At 67.2% G+C, this 15,562-nt stretch carries 12 protein-coding genes; 7 read left to right on the top strand and 5 right to left on the bottom strand.

Annotated features, from left to right (window positions below; genetic code table 11):
* Positions 1-16: 16 nt before the first annotated feature.
* Complete coding sequence (locus ACMGFI_RS15975; RefSeq protein ID WP_436910828.1) at positions 17-334, top strand: RPA12/RPB9/RPC11 RNA polymerase family protein; 318 nt, start codon at positions 17-19, stop codon at positions 332-334.
* Positions 335-393: 59 nt separating this feature from the next.
* On the opposite strand, the gene ACMGFI_RS15980 is transcribed toward ACMGFI_RS15975, so the two are convergent.
* Together ACMGFI_RS15980 and ACMGFI_RS15985 are read right to left on the bottom strand one after the other, a co-directional pair.
* On the bottom strand, positions 394-1,935 hold the full coding sequence (locus ACMGFI_RS15980) for a TrkH family potassium uptake protein (protein WP_436910829.1): 1,542 nt from the start codon (positions 1,933-1,935) through the stop codon (positions 394-396).
* A gap of 209 nt (positions 1,936-2,144) precedes the next feature.
* Positions 2,145-2,348 carry an HVO_0649 family zinc finger protein gene (locus ACMGFI_RS15985; protein ID WP_436910830.1) on the bottom strand — a complete coding sequence of 68 codons (204 nt, stop codon included), beginning with the start codon at positions 2,346-2,348 and terminating at the stop codon, positions 2,145-2,147.
* A gap of 172 nt (positions 2,349-2,520) precedes the next feature.
* Here ACMGFI_RS15985 and ACMGFI_RS15990 point away from each other — a divergent pair, with 172 nt between their 5' ends.
* Entirely contained in the window at positions 2,521-3,267 is a 747-nt protein-coding gene (locus ACMGFI_RS15990) for an Lrp/AsnC family transcriptional regulator (RefSeq protein ID WP_436910831.1), read from the top strand.
* Positions 3,268-3,282: 15 nt separating this feature from the next.
* Here ACMGFI_RS15990 and kdgK1 read toward each other — a convergent pair whose 3' ends face one another.
* The gene (kdgK1, locus tag ACMGFI_RS15995) at positions 3,283-4,239 is read right to left on the bottom strand and encodes a bifunctional 2-dehydro-3-deoxygluconokinase/2-dehydro-3-deoxygalactonokinase (RefSeq protein WP_436910832.1); all 957 of its coding nucleotides are present in this window, start codon (positions 4,237-4,239) and stop codon (positions 3,283-3,285) included.
* 249 nt (positions 4,240-4,488) lie between these two features.
* Between kdgK1 and ACMGFI_RS16000 the strand changes: the two genes are divergently transcribed.
* The 4 genes from ACMGFI_RS16000 (at position 4,489) to ACMGFI_RS16015 (ending at position 9,926) form a co-directional block, all read left to right on the top strand.
* Positions 4,489-6,408, top strand: a complete 1,920-nt coding sequence (locus ACMGFI_RS16000; protein ID WP_436910833.1) for a HAMP domain-containing protein — start codon at positions 4,489-4,491, stop codon at positions 6,406-6,408.
* Between the two features lie 180 nt (positions 6,409-6,588).
* Entirely contained in the window at positions 6,589-7,197 is a 609-nt protein-coding gene (locus ACMGFI_RS16005; RefSeq protein WP_436910834.1) for an ATP-binding cassette domain-containing protein, read from the top strand.
* Between the two features lie 1,273 nt (positions 7,198-8,470).
* On the top strand, positions 8,471-8,908 hold the full coding sequence (locus ACMGFI_RS16010) for a DUF5805 domain-containing protein (RefSeq protein WP_436910924.1): 438 nt from the start codon (positions 8,471-8,473) through the stop codon (positions 8,906-8,908).
* The gene (locus ACMGFI_RS16015; RefSeq protein WP_436910835.1) at positions 8,901-9,926 is read left to right on the top strand and encodes a tyrosine-type recombinase/integrase; all 1,026 of its coding nucleotides are present in this window, start codon (positions 8,901-8,903) and stop codon (positions 9,924-9,926) included. Before ACMGFI_RS16010 ends, ACMGFI_RS16015 begins: the two co-directional genes overlap by 8 nt.
* A gap of 621 nt (positions 9,927-10,547) precedes the next feature.
* On the opposite strand, the gene xacF is transcribed toward ACMGFI_RS16015, so the two are convergent.
* On the bottom strand, positions 10,548-11,999 hold the full coding sequence (gene xacF, locus ACMGFI_RS16020; RefSeq protein WP_436910836.1) for a 2,5-dioxovalerate dehydrogenase: 1,452 nt from the start codon (positions 11,997-11,999) through the stop codon (positions 10,548-10,550).
* A gap of 155 nt (positions 12,000-12,154) precedes the next feature.
* Here xacF and ACMGFI_RS16025 point away from each other — a divergent pair, with 155 nt between their 5' ends.
* On the top strand, positions 12,155-13,396 hold the full coding sequence (locus ACMGFI_RS16025; protein ID WP_436910837.1) for a mandelate racemase/muconate lactonizing enzyme family protein: 1,242 nt from the start codon (positions 12,155-12,157) through the stop codon (positions 13,394-13,396).
* Positions 13,397-13,807: 411 nt separating this feature from the next.
* On the opposite strand, the gene thsA is transcribed toward ACMGFI_RS16025, so the two are convergent.
* Positions 13,808-15,484 carry a thermosome subunit alpha gene (gene thsA / locus ACMGFI_RS16030; RefSeq protein WP_436910925.1) on the bottom strand — a complete coding sequence of 559 codons (1,677 nt, stop codon included), beginning with the start codon at positions 15,482-15,484 and terminating at the stop codon, positions 13,808-13,810.
* Between the last annotated feature and the right edge of the window lie 78 nt (positions 15,485-15,562).

Below are 15,562 nucleotides of genomic sequence, written 5' to 3' on the forward strand. Positions count from 1 at the left end.
ACCGTGTGTCCTCTGTATGCAATTCTGTGACGAGTGTGGCTCGATGATGCACACGGAGGGCGACACGTGGGTGTGTCGCTCCTGTGAGCACGAGGAGTCGCGGGACTCGCAGGCGGAAGCGGCGATGGCGACCCGGGACGGACAGCGGGACGACGGGGCGCCCGCCGTGGCCGACGCGACTCAGGGCTCCACCGAGACGATGCGGGAGCCCTGTCCGGCCGAGGACTGCGACAGCGACCGGGCCGACTACGAGATGCTGCCGAAGCCGGGCGGCTCCTACGAGGTCCGGCTGTTCACCTGCGTCGAGTGCGGCCACAAGTGGCGCGAGTCCTGACGGTGCATCTCGCGAAAGCCGTTCGACGAAAGTCCGCCGAAAACGCCGATCGTAAGCACCTACGACTGCCAGTAGGCTCTCGTGAGGAGGACCAGGACGGGGAAGACCTCCAGGCGGCCGATCCACATCAGGAAGACCATCAGCAGCTTCGAGACGGCGGGGAACCCCTCGAAGTTCGCCATCGGGCCGACCACGCCGACGCCGGGGCCGACGTTGCCGAGCGTCGCGGCGACGGCGCTGGTCCCCTCGAACACCGACAGGGGCTCCCCGGTGTGGCCGAGGAGGACGACGACCACCGTCGCGACGGCGAAGATAACCAGGTACAGGAGGGTGAAGGCGTAGACGCCGCGGATCGTCGACTCGTCGATGGCCGTGTCCCCGAGGCGGACGGGCTTGACCGCCTCGGGGTGGACCGTGGTGAACAGCTCGCGGAACAGCGACTTGACGATCACGACCCAGCGGATGACCTTGATCGACCCGCCGGTACTGCCCGCCGAACCGCCGACGAACATCGCGAACAGGAGGACGAACTTGGCCTGTCGCCCCCAGAGGTCGAAGTTCATGCTCGCGTAGCCCGTCGTGGTGACGATGGACGTGACCTGGAAGAGGGCGTGCCGCAGCGACGGTTCGACGGCGCCCGTGAGCGCGTCGTGGCCGGGGGCGGTGAACAGGAGCCCCGCGACCAGCGCGGCGAGCACGCCGATGATACCCAGGTACGACCCGAACTCCACGTCCTCGACGACGGTCCGGAGGTCGCGGTTCCAGCAGTGCCAGAACAGCGCGAAGTTCGTCCCCGCGGCGACCATGAACGGGATCACGAACCACTGGACCACCGCGGAGAACGCCTCGATCGAGCGCGCCTCGGGCGAGAACCCGCCGGTCGGCATCGTCGTGAACCCGTGGGCGACCGCGTTGTAGAGGGTCATCTCGGGCGCGACCCCGACCAGGTGGAAGGCGTAGAGGCCGACGACCTCCAGGGCGGTCAGCCCGAGGTACAGCCCCCAGAGGGTACGGGCGGTCTCGGCGATCCGCGGGGTGAGCTTCTCGATGCCCGGGCCCGGCGCCTCGGCGTCCATCAGCTGGGCGCCGCCGACCGACAGCTCCGGGAGGATGGCGATGGCGAGGACGACGATGCCCATTCCGCCGAGCCACTGGGAGAGCTGGCGCCACATCAGCAGCGCCCGGGAGTGGCCCTCGAAGGAGATGGTGCCCATCACGGTCGACCCCGTGGTGGTGAACCCGCTCATCGACTCGAAGAGGGCGTTGACCGGCCACCGCAGCGTCGAGGCCGACCCGTAGGCGGTCAGCCACCCCTCCGCGACGTACGGGACGGCGCCGACGAGGCTGACGAGCAGCCACGTCAGCGCGACCATCAGGAACCCCTCGCGGGCGCCCAGCGCCGCCCCGGGGTCGTCGTGGAGCCGCTCCAGCGACCAGCCGACCGCGAGGGCCAGCGGGACGGTCACCAGGAACGCCTCGATGCCCCGGCCGTAGTACAGCGCCAGGGCCACCGGGAACAGCATCGGCACCGTGAGCCACTTGACGACGCTCCCGGTGAGGCTGACGCTCGCCCGCCAGTCGACGCGGATGTCGGAGTTCATCGCTGGGGTCGGGCCTCGCGTCTCGTCTGTTCGGACGCCGTCGCCCGTTCCCCGTACGGCGGGTGTCCGCGTTCTCGCGGCTCCGCGCCCGGCCGGTTGCGAACCCCCGTGCGGTCGACGACCCCTCTCATCGTTCTCCGTTCATCGCGGCCGGTCGTGTAACAGTGTCGATCAGGGCCGAACGCCGCTCGGCGGGCCCCGTCCCGCACTCACTCGTCGCCGACCTCCAGCGTGTGTTCCCTGACCGCGCCGCACTCGGGACACTCGTGGGTGTACTCGACCACTCCCCCGTCGGTCTCGCTGTCCCAGCTCCCCCGCTCGTCCTCGTACCCGCAGTCGGGACAGACGAGCTCCTCGTGGTCGTAGTAGTCCCGCAGTTTCTCCAGTGGCGAACTCGTTTCGTCGCCCGTCATATCTGTTCGTTTTCGATGCCGGAACAAAAATCTGTCGCATATATTTTCGAGCCGGAAATTAAGACGTATTCAATTACCGATTCGAAACTCACGGCGCATAATATACGGTACCAACGGGATACCTCCGATCGGAACGCACAACTCCTTTTGCCGATCCGAAACAACGGCCGGTATGAGTTACCGGATCGACGAGATCGACGAGCGGATCCTCTACTACCTCGCGGGCGACGCGCGGAACACGTCGGCGCCGACGATCGCGGAGGAGGTCGACGTGACGCCGGCGACGGTCCGCAACCGGATCCGACAGCTGGAGGAGGCGGGGATCATCCGCGGCTACCACGCCGACATCGACTACGAGGCGACCGACGGGAAGATGACGACGCAGTTCACCTGCACGGCGCCGGTGGGCGAGCGGTCGGCCATCGCGAACGAAGTGCTCGGGACGCCCGGCGTCGTCGGCGTGCGAGAACTGCTCGCCGGACAGGAGAACGTCGTCGTCACGGCCGTCGGGTCGGACACGGGCGAGATCAACCGGATCGCCCAGCAGCTGTCGGCGGCCGGGCTGACGATCGAGCGGGAGGACATCGTCCGCGAGGAGACGACCCAGCCCTACGGGGCGTTCGCGCCCGAGGTCGACTCGCCCCGGTCGGCGGTCACCGACTTCCAGAGCGTTGTCGGCGGCGCCGAGGTGGTCGAGTTCACCGTCCAGGAGGACGCCGCGATCACCGGCAGGACGCTCGAAGGCGCCAACAGCGACGGGCTCCTCCCCGACGAGGCGCTGGTCGTCAGCATCGAGCGGGGCGACGACCGCATCACGCCCGACGGGGACACCCGGATCGAGACCGGCGACGTCGTGTCGATATTCTCGCCCGGGACCTTCCCGGAGGAGCTCGTTCGGGCGTTCGAGGCGAGCGAGTGACGGCGAACCGCCCGGTTACCGCGAGATACCGCTCTGTTCGCCGGACTCGACCACGCGCTCTACCTCCTCGGGGGTGACCAGCGCGATGTCGCCGGGGATCGTCCGCTTGAGCGATGCCGCGGCGGCGCCGTACTCCAGGGCGTCGGGGACCGACCCCCCGTCGAGCCACGAGGCGAGGAAGCCGCCGACGAAGGCGTCGCCGGTGCCGACGGTGTCGTACTCGTCGGCCTCGAAGACGCCCTGTTCGTGTACTTCGCCCTCGTGGAGCGCGAGCGACCCCTCGCCGCCGCGGGTGACCAGCGTCAGCTCGAAGTCGAACTCCGCGGCCAGCTCGCGGGCGATGGCCTCGGCGTCGCCCTCGCGGTCGAGGACCGACCGGGCGTCCCGGACGGCGACGACGAGCACGTCGATATCGGGGAACAGCTCTTCCAGCGTGTCGCGGGCCTCCGCGGGCGACCAGAGCTTCGAGCGGTAGTTCACGTCGAAGACGGTCGTCGTGTCGTGGTCGCCGGCGAGTTCGAGGAGGTCCGCCGTCGTCTCCAGCAGGGTCTCGGAGAGAGCGGGGGTGATGCCGGTGGTGTGGAAGGCGTCGGCCTCGGCGATCCGGCCGGTGGCGAGTTCGTCGGCGGTGGCGGTGGTGACCGCCGAGTCGGCGCGGTCGTAGATGACGTTCGTCCCGCGGGGCTTGCCGGCCATCTCGACGTAGTAGGTGCCCATGCGGGCGTCGTCGTCCCAGACCACGTCGGCGTCGACGCCGTGGGTGCCCAGGGCGCTGGTCACCCGCCGGCCCAGCGGGGAGTCGGGCAGTTTCGACACCCAGGCGGCGTCGAGGCCGAGTCGCCCGGCGGCGACCGCGACGTTGCTCTCGGCGCCCGCGACGTGTACGTCGAGTTCGTCCATCGTTTCGAGGCGCTGGTGGTCCGGCGGCGAGAGCCTGAGCATCGACTCGCCGACCGTGACGAGATCTGTCATACTCGTCGCTGGGTGGGGGCTCGGCTTAAATCCGGGGGGATCCCCGGCGGCCCCGTCCGTTCGGCCAAGTTACGTGTCACGTTGTCATATTTGCCCTCACCTTACTCCAAAGCTATATATGAGATAGTCGGACATGGAACCCCATGGGCAATCGGGGTACAACCGAGCTATCGAGTCAGGCCCCGGGGTCTCCCCGGACGGTGACTCGACGGCGGGGTATCGACCGACGACCGAACGGAGGCGAGACACATGAGTGACGAAGACGGCGACAGCGGCAGTGGCGGCGGAGCGATGGGCGTCGTCCGGACGGTCGTTCCGGACTTCGTCAGGAAGCGGTTCGCGCTGAAGTTCCTCATCGTGTTGCTGGTGATGGGGCTGGCGATCGGCGCGGTCGGGCTCGTCGGCACCCAGCAGTTCGTCGACCACACCCGCGACCAGGTCGAAAGTGAGTACCGCGGGCTCGCGGTTCAGGAGTCGAACCTCGTCGGTCAGTGGCTGGAGAGCAACCGGCTGTCGACCCGGCTCGCGTCCGGCGACCCCGCCTACAGGGGCAACGACGGCGACGCGATGTCGGAGACGCTGCGCGAACGCCAGCGGAGTCAGATGCCGAGCGACGTGAGTTCGATGCATCTCATCCAGGGCGGCACCGGACAGACCACGTTCGTCGCCAGTCAGACCGTCGCGCCGGGGTCGGACGTCGACGGGACGGTCCGCGACTGGGTCACCGAACGGAGCTTCACCGAGACGAACGAGGTGAAGGTGTCGAGCGTCTACCAGAGCCCCAACGGGGTGCCGGTCGTCGGCTTCGCGAGCCTGGTCAACGGCACGACCGAGCGTGTCCTGCTCGTCGAGGTCGCCACGACCGACATCGCGAGCAACCTCCAGGGAACTGACCGCGCCCAGGGCGGCTTCACGACCGTCGTCAACGCGAGCGGGACCATCCTGGTCGACGAGCGGGCGAGCGATCCGGAGGTAGACACCGACGAGACGCTGACCGCGTACGGCGACCAGCGCGCCATCGACAGGGCGCTCGGGCTCACCAACAACCTCAGCGGCGTCATGTCGAGCCGGACGAACAACCAGGTCATGGACGAGGAGTACGCGGTCGGGTACGCGCCCGTCCTCGTCCCCGGAAGCTCCGAGGACTGGGCGGTGCTCGTCCACGCGCCGACCGACGTGCTCTTCGGTGACGTCCAGCAGGTCCAGCGGTTCGGGATGATCGCGACCGCCGGCGCCGTGCTCGTGATGTTGCTCATCGGCGCGGCCCTCGGCTACAACACCTCCTCGTCCATCGACCGCCTGAAGGGCAAGGCCCAGGAGATGGAGGAGGGCAACCTCGACGTGGACATCCAGTCGGGCCGCATCGACAGCATCGGCCAGCTCTACGCCGGGTTCGCGTCGATGCGCGACTCGCTGCGCGAGCAGATCGACGAGGCCGAACGCGCCCGGAAGGAGGCGGAGGTCTCCCGCGCCGAGGCGATGGAGCTGTCGAACTACCTCCAGGACCGCGCCGAGGAGTACTCGGAGATCATGCAGGCCTGCGCCCGCGGCGACCTCACCCAGCGCATGGAGCCGGAGGGCGAGAACGAGGCGATGGACCGGATCGCCGAGGAGTTCAACGAGATGCTGACCGAGCTTGAGATGACGACCGGCCAGCTCAAGACCTTCGCCGAGGAGGTCGAGGAGAGCGGCCAGTCGGTCCAGCAGAGCGCCGAGACGGTCCGCGACGCCAGCGAACAGGTCGCCGACTCCATCCAGAAGATCTCCGACGACGCCTACGACCAGAAGGAGCGGCTCCAGAACATCTCCGAGGAGATGGACGGCGTCGCTGCACAGCTGGAGGACTTCGCGGCGGACAACCCCAACGTCGACTTCGGCGACTCGCTCGACAGCATCCGGGCGGTCGCGAGCATGATCGACGAGGCCGCCGACCTCGCCGAGGACACGATGTCCGAGAGCGAGAACGTCGCCGGCGCGGCCGAGGAGCAGGCCGCCGAACTCAACGAGGTCTCCTCGCGCGCCGAGGAGCTCACCCGCTACGCCCAGTACCTGGGCGACGGGCTGGGCAACTTCGAGACCGAGGAGGAACACGAGTTCGTCTTCCAGACCGGCGCCGGATCGCCCGGCCCGGGCGGGCCCGACGACGCCGACGAACCGACCGAGGAGTAACGACTCCGGACCCGGATCGACCGAGTCCGACCGACGCTGCGCGTTCTTTCCGTTCACTCGTTCCGGACAGTGTCTCCACCCCCGTCGGCGGGGGTCTAGACGCCGGGCGCGGTCCGATCCATCGACTGTGACCGCCGTCGGTCGCGTCGTCGACCCCGGCGAGTTCGCGACCGTGGTTGGATGTCGGTGGGGAGACGTCCCTCGTCCGCCTCGTCGGTGGGCTCGAAACACCGACCGACGGCCGGATCCTCGTCGACGGGGAACCCGTTGTGGTCCCCGGTCCCGACCGGGCCATGGTATTCCAGGAGTATCGGCCGTTCCCGTGGCTGTCCGTCCGGGAGAACGTCGCCTTCGAACTGGTCCGTTCCCGGACTCCGACGGACCGACCGCGTTCGCGAGCCGCTGGAACTGGTCGGGCTGGACGACCGGGCGGAGACGCACCCGTCGGAACTGTCCGGTGGCACGAAACGGCCCGTGGCCCTCGCCCGTGCGCTCGCGGTCGACCCGGGAACGTTACTGCTGGCCGAACCGTTCGAGAGTGTCAACGCCCAGCGCGCTGCCGCTCGGATCGGGGTTGCTGTCCACCCGGCACGAACCGGACAAGAGGGCTGTTCGTCACACACGATATCGAAGAGGCGATCACGCTCGCCGACCGGATGCCGTCCCGCGGGAACGCCCGGTCGCGTCCGCGAAGACGTCCGGGTCGATCTCCACGCCCCCGCGGCGGACCGACGACGAGTTCGTCGACTGTGTCGACCCCTCATGAATATCGACGAATCGAGCCGCTGACGAGCGTAGCGCTTCGATATCGCCGATCTAAAAACCGGGGATCACCTTCGCGTGCCCACCTGATTACGTATAGCGGAATATAGTTTACCCGAAAACTATCGAACGGAATTCGAGACACTTGTGGATTTTTTGTTATACTTCCATTCGTCGCGGACCGGGGATTTTCAGAATCGAGAGCACCGAGGAGACAGTTCGACCGGGTACGGTCTACAGGACACTGCGTGGCCGATCCCGGCACCCAAGGCTATTCCCGCTGTGAACCGGGGTCTGAACCTCTAGTGGGATCGATCTCTGGATGGGGAAGGGAGCGACATTGACGGCGTAGCGGCGAGTGTCGACACCCGGGGTAGCGGAGTGGTCCACCAGATGACAGCCCGCCACCTCGGTGGTAGACTCCGGGGACCCTGGGAAGCCTGTCCGACGGCCGAGGCCCCGTCCCCGTGGCGATACGCGAACTTCATCCCCCAGAAGGCGCTCCGGTCCGGGCGTTCACTCGGGAAAGGCGGTCGACGGGCCGACCGACCGAGTTACTGGTACCCGCGGGTCCGTGTGTCCCGAGATCGATACGGTCGGTCCGAGCGTGACGAGGGGCCCGTCCCCGCGTACCAGAGCCGGTGACACGGAGCCGCTGGAGGTGCTCGGGTGACGCACCGTCGCCGCCTGCATCCCCGGTTCCGAACCAGTTAGGCGCTGCAGTGACGAACACGGGACGCTCACGGAAGGTTCGCGACGGCCGACGAGTTCCCGGGGAGTCGCCCCTCGTGGCGACCTGTTCGAGGTCGGCAACCGGACCTGTGGACAGCCGACGGAACGGGAGGGCCCTGACGGCCGGGACTGCGAAATCCTCCCGATGGATCCGGACTGTCGCACGACGACGCAGTCGTACTTGCCCCGTGGCATCCGCTGCCGACTCGCTGACGGCCGTTCCCGTCCGGAGCCCGCCCGGAATTGCGTACAGATCTTGCCGCGCCACAGCGCTCCGAGAGACCGGTCTGTGCAGGTCGAGAGCCTGGTCGAAAGCCCACTACCAAACCGACGGGTGTCGAAAGTCCCCCTTCCGGACCGGTATCCCGCGACCCTGGACCACAGCGGATCTGTCGCTTACCATACGACAAATATTAGTTGTGTACGTAGGTAACTAACTCATTATAGCACCAAATTCACGCCTAATATACAGTCGAGGCGGCGTATGAAATACCTCCATTCACAAATAAGAGTTTTTATCCGTGAGTGTGGCGATAGATTGATTGTCGAGGGGAACGACACCCCGGCAATGGCAGAGTCGGAACGCGACACTTCGCGGGCGACGGTCCGGACGTACGTTCCCGCCTACCAGCGTGACCAGTGGGACGACCACGCCGAGGAACTCGGGATGAGTCGGAGCGAATTTGTCAGGACGATGGTACAGGCTGGCCGCCGCGGGTTCGGCGAGTCGGAAACGGATTCGAGAGGGGCCCAAACGCCCGATCCCGAGTCCGCGACCGAGGATCCCGGTGGAGACCGATCATCGGACGCTGACCCCCAGGGTATGAGCATGGAAGACCGGGTCGTAGCGGTGCTCCGATCGGCGGAGTATCTGTCCTGGGACGAACTGCTCGAGGCGGTGGCCGACGACATCGAGGCCGAGCTCGAGGCAGCGCTCCAGGAACTGCAATCTAGCGGTCGGGTCACATACAGCGGCCGCAACGGGGGGTACACTATCGATGAGTAGCACCGACCGCGGGTCGGCCGCCACGGAGGATCCGATCGCGTACTTCCTCGACGACATCACGTTCCAGGGGAAGAGCCAGCGGACGCGTGACGCCTACGAGCGCGTCCTCCGCGAGTTCGAGTCGTACCTGACCGACCGGGGGATCGGCCTCGGTGGGGCGAACCACCGGGATTGCATGGCGTGGATCCACCAGCTGCGCGGCTCCGTCGGCGAGAGCACGGTCGCCACGTACGCCTCCTATCTCCACCGGTTCTACGGCTACATGACCGAAGTCGGGGCCTTCGAGGAGAACCCGATGGCGCTCGTCCTGGAGGAGATCGACGAGTCGATCAACGTCGACCCGGAGCGACGCGACATCACCGTCCCGGCGATGCGGTCGTTCGTGTCCGGCGTGACCCACCCGCTGGACCGTGCGGTCGTGATGACGCTGCTGAAGACGGGGATGCGAGCCGGTGAGCTCTGCAATCTCGACAGACGAGACCTGTCGCTCTCCGGAGCGCCGTTCGAGTGGTCCCACCGCCCGCAACTCGACGGCAAGCCGGACTCCGTCTACGTCGACGACGAACCGAGCGCGGGTCAGAGGTACAACGGTCAGCGGCGAACGGCGTCGAACAAGCGCAAACGCGCGACGACGATCCCCGTCGACGACGAACTCGCCGCCGTCCTCGTCGAGTGGCTGGCCGTCCGGCCCGATCCGCGCTCGGACGCCGACCCGCTGTTCGTCAGCACGGCCGACGGGTGGGGCAAGCGGCTCACCCCCGACATGGTCCACCACATCGTCGAGACGCACGCCCGGGAGCAGGGGTGGTACCGGGACGGCGGCGGCGCCGAGGAGAACGTCACGCCCCACTACTTCCGGCACTTCTTCACCACGCACCTCCGGGACCGGACCGGCGACCGCGGCATCGTCAAGTACCTCCGCGGCGACGTCGCCCAGGACATCATCGACACCTACACCCACGACTGGGGCGACCGCGTCCGCGAGGTGTACGCGGAGCACATCTATCGGCTCCTCTGACCCGCTCACCCACCCGCGATCCCCCTCGTCTCGTTCCGGAGAGTTTCCACGGGCGTCAAAACCCGCGCCCGACGTCGGACTAGTAAACTAAATATCGCTATATTGAATTCGGACTTCCCTCTCGGGGAGCACCTCGTCCCGTCTCAGCGCTACGGCAGGCGAGATCCGTCGCAAGCGGCGTTCTCGTGGTTCGCCGGTCAGTATCTCCGTCGACTGTTCGATCCGGATACCGACGACAACTGCGAGTGTCCCGAACCGATACGGATTACACACGTAGTACTGTCATGCCTGCTAGTTCGACGCACGCTGGTCGAGAGATTCGAACTTATGTTCTAATTACGTGAACATTAGTTACTTCTACGGAGACAGAGATGTCGACACGGTATAGTGCGTTCTAAGCGATTTCTCCGGTGATACCCACATCCTGTCGGGCGTGTTAGGTCACCGGAGTGACTGGTGCTCGTTCACAGTAACAGAACGGATTCGACGGTCCGACACCGCTACGGGAGAAATTCGGCAGTACAGACGATTAAAATCGGAGAAATCATACCCGAAAGAGAAATCGTCCGGCGATGCCGGACGGAGGTTCGGAGGCTCGCTGTGGGTCGACGGCCGGGCGGTCTACGTGTTGAGGTAGACCGTCTTGATCTCGGTGAAGAAGTCGAGACCGGCGTCGCCCTGCTCGCGGTAGGTGTTGGTCGAGGAGTCCTTCTTGCCGCCGAAGGGCACGTGGAGTTCGAGACCGGTCGTCTTCTCGTTGACCTTCGCGACGCCGGCTTCGGTGCGCTCGATGAACTCGTGGGCCTCGTTCAGGTCGGTGGTGACGACCGACGAGGAGAGACCGAACTGGCTGTCGTTGGCGGCCTCGATCGCCTCGTCGAAGTCCTCGACTTCGGTGACGGCGAGGACCGGACCGAAGACCTCCTCCTGGAAGATGCGCATGTCGCGCTCGACCTCGGTGAAGACGGCGGGGCTCACGTAGTAGCCGTCGTCGTACTCGTCGCCGTCCAGCCGCTCGCCGCCGGTCTGGAGGTTCGCGCCCTCGTTGGACGCCACGTCGACGTACTCGAGCGTGGATTCGAGTTCGCTCTGGGTGACGTGGGGACCCATGCCGGGGTCCTCGACGCCGGGGCCGATGTCGATGGACTCGGCGTACTCGACGATGCCCTCGACGAACTCGTCGTAGACGTCCGTGTGGACGATGGCGCGGGAACAGGCGGTACAGGCCTGGCCGGTGACGCCGAACGCGCCGGCGCCGACGATGTCGACCGCCTCCTCGACGTCCGCGCTGTCGGTGATGATGGCGGGGTTCTTGCCGCCCATCTCGGCCTGCGCGCGGGCCATGTTGTCCGTCGCCGCGTCGTAGACGTGGTGGCCGACCTCGGAGCTACCGGTGAAGGAGACGGCGTCGATGCCGTCGTTCGAGGTCAGCTCGGCGCCCACGTCGCTGCCGGAACCGGGGACGAAGTTGATGACGCCGTCGGGGAGACCCGCCTCCTCCAGCGCCTGCACGATGCTGCCGGCCGGGCCGGGCGCGGCCGAAGCGGGCTTGAGGACGATCGTGTTGCCGGTCGCCAGCGCCGGCGCGATCTTCCAGGCCGGGATGGCGATCGGGTAGTTCCAGGGCGTGACGAGGCCGGCGACGCCCAGCGGCTCGCGCTTCGTGTAGACCGACGTGCGGCCGCCGCTCGGGCCCTTGCGCTTGCCCGCGTTGTCGGCCGCCTTCTCGGCGTAGTAGTAGAAGATATCGATGGCGCGCTGGACCTCGGGGCTGGCCTCCGAGAGGGTCTTGCCCTCCTCGCGGGTGAGCTGTTCGGTCAGGTCTTCCTTGCGCTCCTCCAGCAGCTTCGCCGTCTCGCGGAGGATCGTCCCGCGGTCGGGCGCGGGCATGGCTTCCCAGTCGCCCTGGGCCTCGTTGGCAGCGTCGATGGCCTTCTGGGCGTCCTCGGTACCGCCCTTCGCGTACTCGGCGACCGTCTCCGTCGTGTCGGCCGGGTTCTCGACAGCGAAGGTGTCCCCGCTCTCGGCCGGGACCCACTCGCCGTCGATGTACAGGTTCGTTGTCTCTGTCATGCACGTAAACGGTCGGATGGCGGCCACTTACGAGTTTCCATACAGGACACGCCGTGCCCGTATCTCGGATCGCCGGAACTCGATCCCGCCGGTCGACGCGGCTCCGAACGGATGTGAGAACCTTTAAGCGAGTTACGTCTGGACCTATATCCGTCATGGTCGACTTCGACAAGATCAGCGATCCGAACGCTGAATACACGATGCGGGACCTCTCGGCGGAGACGATGGGCGTCTCCAAGGAGCGCGGCGGCACGCGCGACGCCGAGATCACCGACGTACAGACGACGATGGTCGACGGGAACTACCCGTGGATCCTCGTGCGCGTCTACACCGACGCCGGCCCGGTCGGCAACGGCGAGTGTTACTGGGGCGGCGGCGACACCGCTATCATCGAGCGGATGAAGCCGTTCCTCATCGGCGAGAACCCCCTGGACATCGACCGCCTCTACGAGCACATGATCCAGAAGATGTCCGGCGAGGGCTCCATCTCCGGGAAGGTCATCTCCGCCATCTCCGGCATCGAGATCGCCCTCCACGACGTGGCGGGCAAGCTCACCGACCTGCCGGCCTACCAGCTGCTCGGCGGCAAGTACCGCGACGAGGCCCGCATCTACTGCGACCTCCACACCGAAGACGAGGCCGACCCCCAGGCCTGCGCCGAGGAGGCCGACCGCGTCGTCTCCGACCTGGGGTACGACGCCATCAAGTTCGACCTCGACGTGCCCTCCGGTCACGAACGTGACCGCGCCAACCGCCACCTCCGCGGCCCGGAGATCGAGCACAAGGCGGAGATCGTCGAAGCGACCACCGAGGCCGTCGGTGACCGCGCGGACGTGGCCTTCGACTGCCACTGGTCGTACGCCACCGGCAGCGCCAAGCGCCTGGCCAAGCGCCTCGAGGAGTACGACGTGTGGTGGCTCGAGGACGTCGTCCCGCCGGAGAACCACGACGCCCAGCGCGAGGTCACGCAGTCGACCGCCACGCCGACCGCGACCGGCGAGAACGTCTACCGCACCCACGGTAACCGCGACCTCATCGAGAACGAGGCCGTCGACATCATCGCCCCCGACATCCCGCGCGTCGGCGGCATGCGCGAGGGCCGCAAGATCGCCGCCATGGCCGACATGTACTACATCCCCGTCGCCATGCACAACGTCTCCTCGCCCATCGGGACGATGGCCTCCGCGCAACTGGCCGTCGCCATCCCCAACTCGCTGGCCGTCGAGTACCACTCCTACGAGCTCGGCTGGTGGGAGGACCTGGTCGACGAGGACGACCTCATCGAGGACGGCTACATGGAGATCCCCGAGGAGCCCGGCCTCGGCCTGACCCTCGACCTCGACACTATCGAGGAGAACATGGTCGAAGGCGAGACCCTGTTCGACCCGGCTCCGTAAGCCGGAACGAGTCCCCTGAGCCGCTGAGTACGGCGGAACCGGAAGGTTCCGACGCGCTCGAAACCGCATTCCGATCCGTTTCTTCCGTTCGAACATCGCCACTGCGAGAACGGTGTGTTTCTCTATTTCAAACGCACCAGTCGGGGCGATCCCCGAAACCACGACGTACCCGTCAAGACCGAACACACCACCGAGGCCGAACACATCACAGACCCCGTCGGCATGAACGGTCCCTGCCGGAGCGGCTCACGAACGACCGCGGACTCGTCGCAGGCTCTGACGGCGAACCGGCGCCACAGGCGCCGGATGCTAGTCGCTGTTCAGTAGTTCTCTACTCGGAAGCGACCACGGCTCGAAAACGGGAATCGAACGTCCGTGGCGACGGGGAAGATGTAACCTAGAGAAGAGAGGTTACATCGCGCCGCCCATGCCGCCCATGCCGCCCATGCCGCCGCCGGGCGGACCGCCGCCGTCCTCCTCGTCCTCGCCGCCGACCGAGAGGTCGCCGGCGGAGACCACGTCGTCGATGCGGAGGATCATCGTCGCCGCGTCGACGGCGGAGTTGACGGCCGTCGTCTTGACGCGCAGCGGCTCGACGACGCCGTCCTCGAACATCTCGACGAGCTCGCCGGTGTCGGCGTCGATGCCGACGTTCACGTCGCCCGCGTCGTGGCGGGCGGTCATGTCGACCAGGGCGTCGATGGCGTCGTGGCCGGCGTTCTCGGCGAGGGTCCGGGGGCTGTCCTCGAAGGACTCGGCGAACGCCTCGACGGCCAGTTGCTCGCGGCCCTCGACGGAGTCGGCCTCCTCGCGGAGCGCGAGCGACGCCTCGATCTCGGGAGCGCCGCCGCCCGGCAGGACCGCCCCGTCTTCGAGCGCGGCGGAGACGACGCCGATGCTGTCGACGACGGCCCGCTCGACCTCGTCGAGGACGTGCTCGGTGCCGCCGCGCAGGAGGATCGTGCCGACGCCGGCCTCGGGGAGGTCACCGAAGACGACCGTCGACTCGTGGTCGGCCTGCCGGCGGACGGTCCGGTCGCGGATGACCCGCTCGTAGACGGTCCCGGCGTGGCCGAGGTGGTCGGCGGTGAGCAGTTCGAGGTCGCCGACGCGGTCGGCGCCCGTCGCCTGCGCGACCCGCTGGCGCTGGTCGTCGTCGACGCGGCGGAACGCCGTGATGCCGTTTTCGACGAGCAGTTCGGCGGCGTACTCGTCGATGCCGCCGTCCGCGAGGACCACGTCGGCGCCCGCCTCGACGATCTTGTCGACCTTGTCGGCGAGTTCGGACTGCTCGCGCTCGACGAAGCCCTGCAGGTCGGTCATGTCGCCGACCGACGCCTCGGCGCCGACCTCGGTCTCGGAGACCTCGATGTCGCCCTCGTAGACGAGCACGTCGGCGTCGTCGACGTCCCGACTCATGTTCTGGTGGACCGGCTCGATGTCGAAGAGGACGCCCTCGACGAACTCGGAGTCGTCGATGGAGGCGCCGTAGAACTGGCGCACGTCGACGGCGTCCTGGTCGACGGTGCCGTCCTCGCGGACGGCCGCGCGGACGGCGCTGACGACCATCGAGGAGAGCAGGTCCTTGGCGGACTCGGCGCCCTTGCCGGTCATCGCGGTGCCGGCGACCTGTTCGAGCACGTCGGTGTCCTCGGGGTCGACCTCGGTCGCCATGTCCTCGAACACCTCGGTGACCGTCTCGGCCGCGTGGCGGTAGCCCGAGACGATGGAGGTGGGGTGGATGTCCTGTTCGAGCAGGTCCTCGGCGTTCGAGAGGAGCGCCCCCGCGAGGATGACGGCGGAGGTGGTGCCGTCGCCGACCTCCTCCTCCTGTGTGGTCGCCACGTCGACGATCATGTCCGCGGCGGGATGGTCGACGTCCATCTCCTCCAGCAGCGTCACGCCGTCGTTCGTGACGACGACGTTGCCGCCCTGGTCGACGAGCATCTTGTCCATCCCTCGCGGCCCGAGGGTCGTCCGGATCGTCTCCGCGACTGCGCGCCCCGCCTCGAGGTTCATCGACCGGGCGTCCTCGCCCGACGTACGCTGGCTCTCGTCGGAGAGGACCACCATCGGTCCGTCGGCCATCTGTTGTGCCATGTGTGCTCAAAGCCGCGTCTGGGGGAAATAAGATTTGCTTTCGGACCGAGCGCGACCGCCCCGCGA

Origin of the sequence: Halosimplex marinum (assembly GCF_051414075.1) — an archaeon.
GTDB classification, from domain to species: domain Archaea; phylum Halobacteriota; class Halobacteria; order Halobacteriales; family Haloarculaceae; genus Halosimplex; species Halosimplex marinum.